The organism is Falsarthrobacter nasiphocae (genome assembly GCF_031456275.1).
GTDB lineage: Bacteria > Actinomycetota > Actinomycetes > Actinomycetales > Micrococcaceae > Falsarthrobacter > Falsarthrobacter nasiphocae.
Genome location: NZ_JAVDUI010000001.1, coordinates 1,554,649 through 1,566,477, shown reverse-complemented (window position 1 = coordinate 1,566,477; position 11,829 = coordinate 1,554,649). Strand labels below are relative to the sequence as shown.

Below are 11,829 nucleotides of genomic sequence, written 5' to 3'. Positions count from 1 at the left end.
ATCCCCCCACAATTCGAACGGCTGACACAGGAGACCTCTAGGGCATGACGCGGCGCGCAGACGCTCTTCGGGAGCGGTGGAAACGGACCTCGCTGGCCCGCGAGTGGCGCGTGCCCGAGGACTGGGGCTGTCCGGCGACCGAGACCTTGCCGCAGCTGCTCGTGGAGCGCCGGGATGTGACCGAGGTCATGGAGGAGCTGGGCCGTCACCGCGCCAGAATCGGCGTGGGCATCGCGGAGGCCCTCGCGGACCTCTTCGCACTCTTCGACTCCTGCTCCTGGCTCGCCACCCCCGGGTGCGAGCACCAGCGGCGCTACGTCGCCGCCTACGCGGACGCCTGGGCGGACGAGAGCCTCGGCTATTCCCCCGCCATCTCCTGCGTGGACCCGGCCACCGGCCTCGCCACGTTCCCCCACTTCTCGCGTCGCCTCGAGGAAATGTACGACGACGCCGCCCGCCCGCTGGACAAGAACACCGTCCTCGCGGCCATCACCACCGACGCGGTGGGCCGCAGCGTCCCGGCCCACGAGCGAGCAGCCCTCCTGGGAGAGAAGGCCCAGGAGACTTTCGAGCCCCTCGGCGGCCTGTCCACCCTGGCCCACGGCACGCTCCTTGCCGTCTTCGTCAGCGGGCCCGAGACGATGGCCCGGCTGCACGAGCTCGTCACATGGATCAGAGAGAGCAGCGACGGGCGCTCCCCCATCCGGGCCTCGATCGAGCCACTCCCCTGCCGGCGCGAACAGCTCGCCGGCCTCCTCGAGCCGTTCCGCTGAGGCCGGACAGCGTCGCCGCACGGCAGAGACGACGACGGCTGGCGCGGCGGCAGTCGCCGCCCAGGCGCTGAAGCGCCGCTCGGGCGTCAGCGGCCGCGAGAGATCCGAACCATGTCGTCACGGTCGACGACCTTGACGCGCTCGCGCTCCACCGGCCACTCGCCGTCCGTTCCGAGGGCGCGCTCGTGGGCGTCCAGCTCCAGCCAGCCCTCCCACGTGGTGAACTCGACGCCCTTCGCCTCAAGGGCGGCATCCACGCTCTCCGGCTCGGGGCTCTCCGCCGTGTAGAGCGAGTCCGCATCCTCGAGGAGCATCGCGATGGTCTCGGAGGCGTCCGACTTGGTATGACCGATCAGGCCGACGGGCCCGCGCTTGATCCATCCCGTGGCGTAGACGCCCGGGACGATCTCCCCCGCGGAGTCCAGCACGTGGCCGCCGTCGTTGGGGAGGACGCCGCGGCGGTCGTCGTACTCCAGGCCCTCAAGGGGCGAGCCGAAGTAGCCGACGGCCCGGTACACGGCCTGGACGGGGTACTCGACGACCTCGCCCGTGGCAGTGACATTGCCGTGGCCGTCGAGCTCTTGGCGGTCGAAGGTCATGGCCCGGACTGCGCCCCGCTCGTCGGTGAGGATCTCGCGTGGCGAGTGGAGGAAGTGCAGGTGGAGGCGGCGCGAGGCCTGCTCCGTGCGCTCTTCCTGCTCGACGAGCCAGTTGGTCAGGGTGTTGACCATGGTCCTGACCTGGTTGTTGGTCCGGATGGCCTCGTCGGAGGCGTCGTCGAACTCGAAGTCCTCCTCATAGAGGACGATGTCCACGTCCCGGGAGTGAGAGAGCTCGCGGAGCTCCAGCGGCGTGAACTTGACCTGCGCGGGGCCGCGGCGGCCGAAGACGTGCACGTCCGTCACGGCGGAGGACTTGAGGCCCTCGTAGACGTTCTCGGGGATCTCCGTGACGAGGAGGTCGTCCGCGTGCTTGGAGAGGACGCGCGCGATGTCCAGGGCCACGTTGCCGTTGCCGATGACCGCGACCTCCTTCGCGGAGAGGTCCCACGTGCGAGGCACGTCCGGGTGGCCGTCGTACCAGGAGACGAAGTCGGCGCCGCCGAAGCTCCCCTCGGCCTCGATGCCGGGGATCGGCAGGGCCGCGTCCTTGACCGCTCCCGTGGCGAAGATGACGGCGTCGTAGAAGCGGCGGAAGAAGGCAAGGTCCGCGTCCTTGCCGAACTCGACGTTGCCGAAGAACCGGATCTCGTCCCGCTGGAGGACCTTGTGGAGGGCGTTGACGATGCCCTTGATGCGCGGGTGGTCCGGGGCCACGCCATACCGGATGAGGCCCCACGGGGCGGGGTAGCGGTCAAAGAGGTCAATCCGCACGGGCCGCTCCCCCGAGGACACGGGGGCAGACTTGAGCAGCAGATCCGCGGCGTACACTCCAGCCGGGCCGGCCCCAACGATGGCGACGCGCAGCGGACGGGGAGCCGTGGATTCAGTCACTGGAAATACCTCGCGGTGTGGGTGTCAATGTTGTAAGTTGCACCCTGAAACCGTATGAGGGCGCATCAGCACTTCATTCTACCGCTGGCACCTGGATAACGACACGACGAGGGACCCTTTTTGGCTGAGAACACGAGAGCGGGGGCGAGCGGCACAGGCCGCGGCGTCCTCTATGGGCTGGGCGCTTACCTTCTCTGGGGCGTTCTGCCCCTGTACTTCGCTCTCCTGGCCCCGGCCGCGGGCGTCGAGGTGGTCGCCGCCCGCGTTCTGTTCTCGGCCGTCTTCTGTGCCCTTCTCCTGACCGTCATGCGCTCCTGGGGCGACGTCCGCTGGATCGTCGCCGACCGGAGCAGCGTGGCGCGCCTGGCGCTCGCGAGCGTCCTCATCGCCGCGAACTGGCTCATTTTCGTCCTCGCGGTGCTCAGCCACAACGCGCTCGAGGCCGCGCTGGGGTACTTCATCAACCCGATGATCCCCGTGCTGCTCGGCGTCGTCGTCCTCAAGGAGCGCCTGCGGAGGATGCAGTGGGCGGCGATGGGGCTGGGAGCACTCGCCGTCGTCGTCCTGACGGCCGCCCTGGGGCGCGTGCCGTTCATCGCGCTGTCTCTCGCGCTGACGTTCGGCCTCTACGGCTTCACGAAGAAGGGCCTGCGGCCGGGAACGACCGCGCTCGGCTCGCTCACGGTCGAGACGCTCATCCTCACCATTCCGGCCCTCGTGGCCCTCGGGCTGCCGATGGCGGGGATTGCGACGGGCGTGCTGGGCGAGCCCACGCTCCTGCGCTTCGGGGCCGCGCACTTCTGGATCATGGCGGCCAGCGGGATCGTCACGGCCGTGCCACTGCTCTTCTTCGGCGCGGCGGCGTCCCGCCTGCCCCTCAGCCTGATCGGCATGCTCCAGTACGTCACGCCCGTCATGCAGTTCCTCTGCGCGCTCCTCGTCTTCCGGGAGGAGATGTCGACGGCGCGATGGATCGGGTTCGGACTCATCTGGCTCGCGCTCGCCGTGCTCACGAGCGACGCCGTCCAGCACTCCGTGCGCGCTCGAGGCGCCGTGCGCCGCGCCGCGGCCGCCTCCTAGATGCACCCGGCCAGGACGTTGGTGACCGGCCGGACTTGAAAGAAAGAGAACCTCCGAGTGGGATGTGGCTTGTCGAAGGCCCAGCTACCCACCGGAGGTTCTCATGCCTACCGTAACGCGCGACTGACGTTTCACGGCCGTTTGCTCATCGTCCAACGCCACCAGGACGGCTGGACACAAGCCCATACCGCCACCGCGATGGGCGTCTCCCGCACGTGCGTGGCCACCTGGATCAAGCGCTGCGCCGCTGAAGGTCTCCCCGCGCATGAGTCAAGGCGACCCGATGAGCGGGGCCCTCATCCGCACCTCGAAGCAAACCGCCCACCGGCATGAGCGTCAGCGTCCGGGCGAGATCGTTCATATGGATGTGAAGAAACTCGGCACAATCCCCGACGGAGGCGGCTGGCGCACCCATGGACGAGCCAACGCCCCCAAAAGCAGGGCTGGGGCGGGTACGACTTCACGAGCAACGACACCGGCACTGCAGCACTTGCACCCTGGCTGGAGAACTACACCACTCAACGAGGGCACAGCGCGCTCGGAGGCCTGCCCCCGATCAGTCGACCGTCACCTACGTGCTGACGGGTACACCTAGGCCGCCCGCAATCACACGAGAGGCCCCACCATGCCCGACGAGCGCGGATCGACGCTAGCGAGGAGAGCATGGGGGAACTTCTTGACCTCGTCGATGAGAATGACCGCCAGATGAAGGCCGGGAAGCTCACCATCGGTCCAGAGGACATCAAGGTCCACGACGGGTGAGACAGCAGCCAGTGGCCTTGAACGCCGATCGTTGTTTCTAGCCCTGGTCAGACAGGAGGGTCCAGACGCTTGATAACTAGGCCCTTATGTCCCTCAAAGTGCTTGAACCAGTGGCTGTCTGCGCGCGTGATGACCTGACGGTAGGACCAAGCCAAAATGTCCGGAAGCCCGAGGAGCGGCTCATGACTGGGGTAAGCATGGTGCACGGCCACCGAACGGCCCAGGAGGCCCTCTTTCACCAGGTCCTTGATCAGGCGAGCGTCGCGCTTCGCGATATCTTCTAGAGACGGCTTGTCGAACACGAACAGGTCAACTTCCACGTCCCGATGCAACTCAGGCGCCAAATGGCGGATGCACGCCAGGCGAGCCTTGTCACCGGTGGGATCATCGGGGCCCAGGGGCGACTGTACAACGATGTCCAAGCCATCATGGTGCTCCGCTGCCAGACGCGCTGCCTTCTCCAAGGAGTCATATTGGTTGTTCTTCCACATTGGGGAAGCATGTATGGCTCCTTCGGGGAAGACTTCCTGCAGCGCCTCCCGAGTCGAGGATCGGAACCCATCCGCGATGGTGACACATCCCAGCAGAAAGAAGGTCTCGCCCGTGCTCTCGTCTGTCTCGAAGCTCTCATCCAAGTAGGCCGTCGAGCGCTTGTTCGCCTGATAAAGACGCACCAGCTTCTCGTCTTGCCCCACTATGGATCTCCTTGTTTTGGATATAAAGCAGCCCCAGGGAGTCCGTAGACATCTGGGGCTTGACGCCTCACCGGCGAGGACAAACCGTGAGTCGGTCCCGGCGGGTTACCCGCGTTGCTTGACTCCAGACTAGCGCTTCAGGCCCCGTTCTGTCCACCTCTATGCGTGTCTATGCGTGTCTATGCAACGGACTGGATCGGCCCCGCCCCCATCGCTCGCCTGGACTACCGCGACACCTTCGCGGGTGCGCTCAACGAACCCTCACATGCGGCCAGCAGGGCCATGACGGCTACGCCAAGACGCCCGGGCGGCGTCGAATTGCCTACGCTTGGGCACAGGCAGGGCACGCCGTCACCACGTCCCCCTAGGGGCCTCAATCGTGCCCAGCGTGGCCCGGCCCATCCGGTCCAGGCGCGTCGCGAGCAGCACGTCTTCGGCCCGCATGTAGCCGCGTGCGGAGATGGGGCCGAGGCTGTTGGCCCGGGCTCCTGTTATAACGTCAGCGAAGACTCGGACCGCTCGGGCAACTTCCAGCTCTGCCACCTAAGTCTCTACGCCCTGCGCCTGCTCTCGAATGGGGACTCGTGCGTGTCGCATCAGCGCCGCGGCCGCCTCCTAGAGGGAGCCCGCCGGGAGGTCCAGGGACGGGCCCGCCGGGTTGACCCGAAGCGTGTCCACGCCCAGTTCGGCGATGAGCTCGCGCAGGCCCGCCGCGTCCATGGGCTCGGGGGCCAGCGACGTGCCGAGCGCGTCGACCTCAGCATTCGAGGTGAAGACAGGCAGGATGCGCTGGCCGGAGGGTCCCGCGAGCTCCATCGTCTCCGTGCCTGCAGCCGTGCGGCGGCGCACCACGAGCACCCTGGAGCCCTCGCCGCGCAGGATCTCGAGCCCGCGCTGCGGCGTGGGGCGCTCGGAGAGCAGGAGCTCCCGCAGCTCGGGGCTGGAGAGGCCCGCGAGCGCCTCGGCGACCTGCTCGCGGTCGAAGTCCTTGCCGGCGTCCGGCGCCACCGGGTCGAGCCGAAGGCCGCGCACCTTGGGCTGCCCGAGGACCCACGCGAGAATGACCTCGCCCGGGATCGCGGCCACCTGGCCGTTCTTGGTCAGGGCGGCCTCTGCGGAGGCCCGGTCCGAGTACACGGTCAGGAGGCGCTCGGAGGCGACGACGGCGGCCTTCAGCGTGGGGCGTCCGTCCCCGCCGGGCCCGAGGACCGCGAAGTACGGGGTGGCGATCATGTGGCGGCCCAGCTCGCGGCGCGCCCGCTCGGCCTTGAGGCCCGCGGGGGCGGCACGGAACCGGGAGAGGGCCTCAGCCGGGGTGGCGCTCGGCTCCCAGCCGTCAAGATGGCCCGTCGCGGTGAGACCGCCGGCTGGGGCCTGGGCGGGAGCCGCCTGCTGAGGCGCCGCCGGGGAGGGGACCGCGGGGCGCTCGGGGGCGCGCAGCGGCTCGGGGGCACGCCTCGGCTCCGGCGCGGTGTGCCGCGGCGCAGGGCTCTGGACGGGCCGCTCGGGGACGGCGGGCCCCGGGGTGTGGTGCTCAGGCGCGGATGGCTTGACGGGGGCCTGGGGCTGAGGAGCCTCGGCGGACGGGGCCCCCTGCGGCGGGCGCGGGGCCTCGCTCGGCTGCGCCGGCTGCCCTGTGGCCTGCTCGTCCTTCTTTCGGCGCCCGAATAGGCGGTCGAAGATCGCCATGCTCAGCTCCCCCTCGTCTCGACGGCTGTGTGCACACTGTCCTCACACAAGGGTTCCACACCCTCGCGCCGCGTCCGAACCGCGCACGCCTGGCCCGGGCGCGCCTGCCGATCCACGCCGTGAACGACCGAACCACGTCAACATCGAGACGGGATCTCGCGACCCGAGGCCCCCGAAGGTGACGGGGGTCGGGCGATGTTGACGTGGTTCGGCGGCGCGCCCTAGGAGAGGCGGACCCAGACAGCTGCGTTGGGCGGCAGGGTGGCGGCTCCTGCGAACTGCTCCTCGGAGGCGAGGATGGGCTCGTGCGGCTCCAGCTCGACGTCGTCGTCTCCCATGTTGGCGACCACCGTCACGCCGGCGACGTCAAAGGAGAGGACGCCGCGGGCCGGGTCGTGGAGGCTCGAGAAGGAAAGCTCAGCCGAGCCGAGCCCCAGTTCCCGGCGCAGCGCGATGGCTCGACGATAGAGCTCGAAGACCGAGCCCTCCACTCCGACCTGGCGGTCAGCCGCGCGCTCCGCGAACGCCTCGGGCTGGGGAAGCCACGGGGCTGCAGGGCCCTCCGCGTCGGAGAAGCCGTAGCCCGGCGCGTCCGCGCGCCACGGCATGGGAACGCGGCACCCGTCGCGGCCCCGCTCGGCGCCGTTCGTGCGGAAGAACGAAGGGTCCTGGCGGACCTCGGCGGGGAGGGTCGTGTGCTCGGGCAGGCCGAGCTCGTCACCCTCCCACACGTACGCGGAGCCGGGCAGCGCCAGCTCGATGAGCGCGGCGGCGCGGGCGCGGGCGAGGCCCAGCTCGCCGTCCGGCTGCTCATCCTCCGCGGAGATGCCGCGCGGGTACTGGGTGGGGTCCGCCAGGCCGTAGCGGGCGGAGTGCCGCACCGTGTCGTGATTCGAGAGGACCCAGGTGGCCGGGCGCCCGACGCGGGCGGAGTTCTCGAGGGTGTGCTCGATGTTCTCGCTCATCCGCTCGGCGTCCCAGCCGGCGAGGAGGAACCCGAAGTTGAAGGCCTGCTGCATCTCGTCCGGGCGGACATAGGCGAAGAGCCGCTCGGCGTCGGGGACCCACGCCTCGGCGACCATCATCCGGTCGCCGTCGTACTCGGAGAGCACGGCGTTCCAGTCGCGGTAGACCTCGTGGACGCCGTCCTGGTCGAAGTACGGGGCTCCCTCGTGGTTGGGGTCGTCGTTCTCGCCCTCGATCATGCCCGCCTTGGCGTCCCAGTCCGGGAGGCCCTCGGCCTTGATCATGCCGTGGGCGACGTCAACCCGGAACCCAGCGACGCCGCGGTCCAGCCAGAAGCGGAGAATGTCGCGGAACTCGGCCCAGACCTCCGGGTTCTCCCAATTGAGGTCCGGCTGGCTCGTGTCGAAGAGGTGCAGGTACCACTGGCCGGGCGTGCCGTCCGCGTTCTCCGTGCGGGTCCAGGCGGGGCCGCCGAAGATCGAGGACCAGTTGTTGGGGGGCGTGGATCCGTCCTCCCCCTTGCCGTCCCGGAAAATGTAGCGCGCGCGGGCCGCAGAGCCCGTCTCGCTCGCCAGGGCCTCCTTGAACCAGGCGTGCTCGCTCGAGGTGTGGTTGGGCACGAGGTCCACGATGATGCGAATCCCCCGCTCCGCAGCGGCGGCGAGGAGCGCGTCGAAGTCCGCGAGGGTGCCGAAGCGCGGGTCCACGTCCCGGAAGTCGGCGACGTCGTACCCCCCGTCATTCTGCGGCGAGACGTAGAACGGCGAGAGCCAGATCGCGTCCACCCCGAGCTCGGCGAGGTAGGGGACCTTGCTCGTCACCCCGGCGAGGTCCCCCATTCCGTCCCCGTCCGCGTCGGCGAACGAGCGGGGGTAGACCTGGTAGATGACGGCATCGGCCCACCAGGGGGCCGGGGAAAGGGGGGGCATTGGTTCCTCGTTCGATATTCGGCGGGTTCAGCGCAAGCGTTTGCGTGACGTCATCCACACTACTAAGGTGAGGTCAGTCACTACAAGTGGCCGGGCGCGTCGGAGCGCCCTCGATCCCCTCAGGAGCACACCATGAGCACACGCCGCGCCTTCTCGGCCGTCGCCGCCGCCAGCATTCTCGCCATCTCCGTCTCCGCCTGCGGCGGAGGCTCCGGCTCGTCTCAGAACGCAGCCAGCGAAGGCGAGGACGCCCGCGGTCCCATCACCTACGTCCAGGGCAAGGACAACTCGAACATCGTCCGTCCGCTCATCGAGAAGTGGAACGCCGAGCACCCCAACGAGAAGGTCACCTTCAAGGAGCAGTCGGACGACGCCAACCAGCAGCACGACGACCTCGTCCAGAACTTCCAGGCCAAGAACCCGAACTACGACGTCGTCACCGTTGACGTCGTCTGGACCGCCGAGTTCGCCGCCAAGGGCTGGCTCGTCCCCCTCGACGGCAAGAACGCGGTCAGCACCGAGGGCATGCTGCCTGCGACCGTCAAGGCCGCAACCTACAACGGCAAGCTCTACGCCGCCCCGACCTCCAGCGACGGCGGCATCCTCTGGTACCGCAAGGACCTCGTGAAGACGCCGCCGAAGACGTGGGACGAGATGATGGGCATGTGCTCGATCGCCAAGTCCAACGGCATCGACTGCTACGCCGGCCAGTTCGCCAACTACGAGGGCCTCACGGTCAACGCCTCCGAGGCGATCAACGCCGCAGGCGGCCAGATTGTGGGCTCCGACGGCAAGTCCTCTGTCAACTCCCCAGAGGCCCAGAAGGGCCTTCAGACCCTCGCCACCGCCTACGCGAACGGCAACATCCCCAAGGCCGCCATCACGTACAAGGAAGAGCAGGGCCGCATGTCCTTCGAGGACGGCAAGCTCCTCTTCATGCGCAACTGGCCGTACGTCTACAACCTCATGAAGACGGACGCGACCTCCAAGGTCAAGGACAAGTTCGGCATGGCGCCCCTCCCGGGCAAGTCCACGCTCGGCGGCCACTCCGCGGCCATGAACGTCAACTCGAAGAACAAGGCCACGGCCCGCGACTTCATCAAGTACCTCTCCTCCGAGGAGACGCAGAAGAGCAACGCGATCAAGGGCTCCCTGGCCCCCGTCACCGCATCGCTCTACGACGACCCGGCGCTGACGAAGGAGCTCCCGTACCTCTCGGTGCTGAAGCAGTCCCTCGAGTCCGCCGAGCCGCGCCCCGTGACGCCGTACTACCCGGCCGTCACCAAGGCCATCCAGGACAACTCCTACGCCGCCATCAAGGGTGAGAAGACCCCCGCCCAGGCCACGAAGGACATGGAAACGGCCATCAACGCGGCGTCTTCGAAGTAGCCACCGCGAGGAATCGGCGGGCGCGGGCAACCCCCGCGCCCGCCGTCCCCAATCCGAAACGAGTATCCCCATGTCGAGCACCGCCGCCTCCGGCGCCACCCGCCTCGAACCGCAGGCGCAGAAAAAGTCAGCCGCTCCCTGGGCCGCGCTCCTCCTCGCGCCCACCGTTCTCCTCCTCCTCGTCGTCATCGTCTACCCGCTCATCTCCGCGGTGCAGATGTCGTTCGTCAAGGACTCCGGCCTCGACCCCGCGACGGGCATGTTCGTCGAGGGCGGTCCTGCCGGCTTCAGCAACTACACGAACTGGATCCTTCAGCAGTGCGGCGGCGCCGCGTGTGCGCCCGGATCGCTCGGCGCATCCTTCTGGTCCTCGTTCGGAAACACGTTCTTCTACGCGGCCGTGACCGTGGTCCTCGAGACCGTTTTCGGCTTCTGGATGGCCATCATCATGGCCCGCACCTTCAAGGGCCGCGGCATCCTCCGCGCTGCGGTGCTCGTGCCCTGGGCCATCCCCACGGCGGTCACCGCCAAGCTCTGGTACTTCATGTTCGACTACAACGGCGTCATCAACACGATCCTGCCGGGCAACCCCATCCTCTGGCTCGGCTCCGAGACGAGCGCCAAGTGGGCCATCATCATCGCCGACGCCTGGAAGACAACGCCGTTCATGGCGCTGCTCATCGTCGCCGGCCTCCAGATGATCCCGGGCGACGTCTACGAGGCGGCGCGCATGGACGGCGCGAGCACGTGGCAGCGGTTCCGCCACATCACGCTCCCCCTCGTCAAGCCGGCCCTCATGGTCGCGATCCTCTTCCGGACGCTCGACGCGCTGCGCATGTACGACCTCCCCGCCATCCTCACGGGCGGCTCGAACAACACGAGCACCCTGTCGATGCTCGTCGTCGACCAGATCCGCCAGGGCTTCAACTCCGCCTCGGCCCTCTCCACGATCACCTTCCTCGTGATCTTCGGCGTGGCGTTCATCTTCATCCGTTTCCTCGGCGCCAACGTGACGGAAGGCAGTGGCCCCCGCAAGGCCCGCCGTCGCCCCCGACCCGCTGAGACCACCACGAAGGAGAGCCGCGCATGAGCTCCACCGTCGGAACCCCCGCCGTCGCTGCGGCCGCGGCCAAGGACAGCATGGACGCGCCGCTCCTCACCGAGGGCCACCGGCGCGCCCGCCGCGCCCACGGCTGGTCGCTCGTCCGGACGTACATCTCGTCGGCCGTCATCGTCATCTGGTGCCTCGCGCCGTTCTACTGGATGGCCGCCACGGCCTTCCGCCGCTCGGACGCGACCTTCGAGACGACCCTCTGGCCCACGGCCCCGACCTGGGACAACTTCACGACAGCGTTCAGCACGGAGATGGGCAACCACTTCGGCCGGGCCCTCATGAACTCCCTCATCGTCTCGTCGGTGTCCACGATCATCGCGCTCGCGTTCGGCGTCTTCGCCGCGTACGCGCTGGCCCGCCTCGACTTCCCGTTCAAGGGCTTCGTCATGGGCTTCATCCTCGGCGCCTCGATGTTCCCGGGCGTCGCGCTCATCTCGCCGCTGTTCAAGCTCTTCACGGACATCGGGTGGATGGGCACGTACCAGGCGCTCATCATCCCGGCCGTCTCGTTCGTCCTGCCCCTGACGGTGTACACGCTGACGAGCTTCTTCCGCGAGCTTCCGTGGGAGCTCGAGGAGGCGGCGCGCATCGATGGCTGCTCGCCCGCCCAGGCGTTCGTGAAGATCATGATGCCGCTCGCGGCCCCTGCGGTGTTCACGACGGCGATCCTCGCGTTCATTGCGTCCTGGAACGAGTACCTCATGGCCTCGGTCCTCTCGAACGACAAGACGCAGACGGTCACGGTCGCCATCGCCAAGTTCGCGGGCGCCCAGCCGCACCAGGAGCCGTACACGGCCGTCATGGCTGCGGGAACGATCGTGACGATCCCCCTCGTCATCCTCGTCCTCGTGTTCCAGCGCCGCATCGTCTCCGGTCTGACCACGGGCTCCGTCAAGTAGTCTGGTCCCACGCGGCTCCGCCTTGCCATCAGGCCGGGCG

Annotated in this window: 9 protein-coding genes and 1 pseudogene; 6 read left to right on the top strand and 4 right to left on the bottom strand. The window is 68.4% G+C overall.

Annotation, left to right across the window (positions count from 1 at the left end):
• Positions 1 to 44 precede the first annotated feature (44 nt).
• The gene (locus J2S35_RS07070; RefSeq protein ID WP_309851485.1) at positions 45 to 773 is read left to right on the top strand and encodes a hypothetical protein; all 729 of its coding nucleotides are present in this window, start codon (positions 45 to 47) and stop codon (positions 771 to 773) included.
• An 86-nt stretch (positions 774 to 859) separates the two neighbouring features.
• Here J2S35_RS07070 and J2S35_RS07065 read toward each other — a convergent pair whose 3' ends face one another.
• Positions 860 to 2,266, bottom strand: coding sequence for an FAD-dependent oxidoreductase (locus J2S35_RS07065; RefSeq protein WP_309851483.1), 1,407 nt, complete (start codon positions 2,264 to 2,266; stop codon positions 860 to 862).
• A 120-nt stretch (positions 2,267 to 2,386) separates the two neighbouring features.
• Here J2S35_RS07065 and rarD point away from each other — a divergent pair, with 120 nt between their 5' ends.
• Both rarD and J2S35_RS09930 read left to right on the top strand, forming a co-directional pair.
• Entirely contained in the window at positions 2,387 to 3,346 is a 960-nt protein-coding gene (gene rarD / locus J2S35_RS07060; protein WP_309851480.1) for an EamA family transporter RarD, read from the top strand.
• Between the two features lie 69 nt (positions 3,347 to 3,415).
• Positions 3,416 to 3,928, top strand: a pseudogene (locus J2S35_RS09930) (helix-turn-helix domain-containing protein).
• Between the two features lie 227 nt (positions 3,929 to 4,155).
• Here J2S35_RS09930 and J2S35_RS07045 read toward each other — a convergent pair.
• The 3 genes from J2S35_RS07045 to J2S35_RS07035 all read right to left on the bottom strand — a co-directional run bounded on the left by J2S35_RS07045 (position 4,156) and on the right by J2S35_RS07035 (position 8,387).
• Positions 4,156 to 4,803, bottom strand: coding sequence for a hypothetical protein (locus J2S35_RS07045; RefSeq protein WP_309851475.1), 648 nt, complete (start codon positions 4,801 to 4,803; stop codon positions 4,156 to 4,158).
• Positions 4,804 to 5,418: 615 nt separating this feature from the next.
• The gene (locus J2S35_RS07040) at positions 5,419 to 6,492 is read right to left on the bottom strand and encodes a hypothetical protein (RefSeq protein ID WP_309851473.1); all 1,074 of its coding nucleotides are present in this window, start codon (positions 6,490 to 6,492) and stop codon (positions 5,419 to 5,421) included.
• A gap of 221 nt (positions 6,493 to 6,713) precedes the next feature.
• On the bottom strand, positions 6,714 to 8,387 hold the full coding sequence (locus J2S35_RS07035; protein ID WP_309851471.1) for a glycoside hydrolase family 13 protein: 1,674 nt from the start codon (positions 8,385 to 8,387) through the stop codon (positions 6,714 to 6,716).
• 132 nt (positions 8,388 to 8,519) lie between these two features.
• Between J2S35_RS07035 and J2S35_RS07030 the strand changes: the two genes are divergently transcribed.
• From J2S35_RS07030 to J2S35_RS07020, 3 genes are all read left to right on the top strand, one after another.
• Positions 8,520 to 9,776, top strand: a complete 1,257-nt coding sequence (locus J2S35_RS07030) for an ABC transporter substrate-binding protein (RefSeq protein WP_309851468.1) — start codon at positions 8,520 to 8,522, stop codon at positions 9,774 to 9,776.
• Between the two features lie 70 nt (positions 9,777 to 9,846).
• Entirely contained in the window at positions 9,847 to 10,866 is a 1,020-nt protein-coding gene (locus J2S35_RS07025) for a carbohydrate ABC transporter permease (RefSeq protein ID WP_309851465.1), read from the top strand.
• 50 nt (positions 10,867 to 10,916) lie between these two features.
• On the top strand, positions 10,917 to 11,789 hold the full coding sequence (locus tag J2S35_RS07020) for a carbohydrate ABC transporter permease (protein WP_309853078.1): 873 nt from the start codon (positions 10,917 to 10,919) through the stop codon (positions 11,787 to 11,789).
• Positions 11,790 to 11,829 lie beyond the last annotated feature (40 nt).

What these genes read in the sequence shown, in the direction of transcription:
- J2S35_RS07070 (WP_309851485.1), top strand. Translation starts at nt 45, where the DNA reads ATGACGCGGCGCGCAGACGCTCTTCGGGAGCGGTGGAAACGGACCTCG.
- J2S35_RS07040 (WP_309851473.1), bottom strand. Translation starts at nt 6,492, where the DNA reads ATGGCGATCTTCGACCGCCTATTCGGGCGCCGAAAGAAGGACGAGCAG.
- J2S35_RS07035 (WP_309851471.1), bottom strand. Translation starts at nt 8,387, where the DNA reads ATGCCCCCCCTTTCCCCGGCCCCCTGGTGGGCCGATGCCGTCATCTAC.
- J2S35_RS07030 (WP_309851468.1), top strand. Translation starts at nt 8,520, where the DNA reads ATGAGCACACGCCGCGCCTTCTCGGCCGTCGCCGCCGCCAGCATTCTC.
- J2S35_RS07025 (WP_309851465.1), top strand. Translation starts at nt 9,847, where the DNA reads ATGTCGAGCACCGCCGCCTCCGGCGCCACCCGCCTCGAACCGCAGGCG.
- J2S35_RS07020 (WP_309853078.1), top strand. Translation starts at nt 10,917, where the DNA reads ATGGACGCGCCGCTCCTCACCGAGGGCCACCGGCGCGCCCGCCGCGCC.